Annotated in this window: 3 protein-coding genes; 1 reads left to right on the top strand and 2 read right to left on the bottom strand. The window is 73.2% G+C overall.

Annotation, left to right across the window (positions count from 1 at the left end; all coding sequences use genetic code 11):
- Positions 1–163: 163 nt before the first annotated feature.
- Both JNW91_RS31440 and JNW91_RS31435 read right to left on the bottom strand, forming a co-directional pair.
- Positions 164–457 carry a WXG100 family type VII secretion target gene (locus JNW91_RS31440; RefSeq protein ID WP_203179051.1) on the bottom strand — a complete coding sequence of 98 codons (294 nt, stop codon included), beginning with the start codon at positions 455–457 and terminating at the stop codon, positions 164–166.
- Positions 458–479: 22 nt separating this feature from the next.
- On the bottom strand, positions 480–800 hold the full coding sequence (locus tag JNW91_RS31435) for a WXG100 family type VII secretion target (protein ID WP_203179050.1): 321 nt from the start codon (positions 798–800) through the stop codon (positions 480–482).
- A 285-nt stretch (positions 801–1,085) separates the two neighbouring features.
- Between JNW91_RS31435 and JNW91_RS31430 the strand changes: the two genes are divergently transcribed.
- Positions 1,086–1,279 (top strand): hypothetical protein (locus JNW91_RS31430; RefSeq protein WP_203179049.1); only part of this gene is annotated, 194 nt, incomplete at its 3' end.

Raw genomic sequence — 1,279 nt, 5'->3', positions numbered from 1 at the left:
GCCAACGCCGCGCATCGAGCCAAGGCCGCGCACTGAGCTGCTGCCGCGCACCGAGTCAACGCCGCGCACCGAGCCGCCGCCGAGAGCACCGCTGGGGAACGCCTCGGCCGGGGCCGGCCGGGGCGCGGACCCGGACATGGTCAGCGCTCCCGGCCCACCGGGATCATTGGAACAGCCCGGTGTTCTTCTTCTCGGTGTCCAGATAGTCGGTCGCGGAGTCGTTCACCGCCAGCCTGATGTCCCGCAGCATCGCCTGGAGGTCCTGCGAGGCGGACCGCCACCGCGCCTGGCGCTGCTCGTACGCCTCCCGGGCCTCGCCCGCCCAGCCCGCCACCAGCGGCGCGGCGTCGCGTTCGAGTTGGCCGAGCTGCGAGTCGAGCGTGTTCAGCGCCTTCTGGATGTCCGCACCGGCCTGCTGAAGCGCGGCGAAGTTGACGACCAGCACACCGTGGTCCATCGGATCTCCCTCCCGAGCGGGGTCAGAGCGGCAGCTGGATGCCGCCGCGGTTGGTGCCGGCCACCCGGCTGGCCGCCTCGTCGTCCGAGGCGTCGTACTGGCGACCGGCGGTGCGGATCGCTCCGGCGGTCTCCCGCAGGGCGCGGTGCAGCGCGGCCTGGTCCTGCGACCACTGCCGCTTCACCTGCTCGAACGATCGTCCACCGGCGCCACGCCAGGCCTGCTGCAACACCTCCAACTCGGCCAGCAGGCCGGTCAGCATGGACTGCAACGACTGGTCCACCTGCTCGAACTTCGCGGCGGTCTGCTTCATCACCGCGGCTTCTGCCTGGGTCTGGGACACCCGGACGTCACCTCGTCTCCTCGATCGCGCCTGACCGTCGACGCGCCCGGAGGACGCGTCGGTCGCTTGGCCCGCTCGTCGACGCACGGCGGACGCGGGTCAGCGATGAACTTCGTGGCTGACGGTAGCGGCCTGGTAGCGGTTCTGCTACCCCCAGCGCCTCCCCTGTGGACAACCACGGCAGCCATCGGTCGCTTACGATGTGCCGCAGCCACGTCGCGGCGCGTGACGGGTCAGGGAAGCGGCCGGCCGCCCGGCCCGGTCCACACTGGTCGAGGAGGCTCGGTGCCGGCGATCACCACCGGAGGACCGCAGCAGCCAACCCCGACCGGCCCCGACCCGGCCGTCGTACCGGCGCTCGTCGACACCGCCCCGGGCACATCCGATCCGGGTGCCCCGGGCCGCCGCCCGGCAGTCGCCCGCTGGGCCGCGCTGGCGGGGCGCGCCGGCACCGGGGTACGCGCCGGCCAACTGGTCAC

The sequence above is a fragment of the Micromonospora parastrephiae genome, from assembly GCF_016802865.1.
GTDB lineage: Bacteria > Actinomycetota > Actinomycetes > Mycobacteriales > Micromonosporaceae > Micromonospora > Micromonospora parastrephiae.
This window is presented reverse-complemented; position numbering and strand designations above follow the sequence as displayed.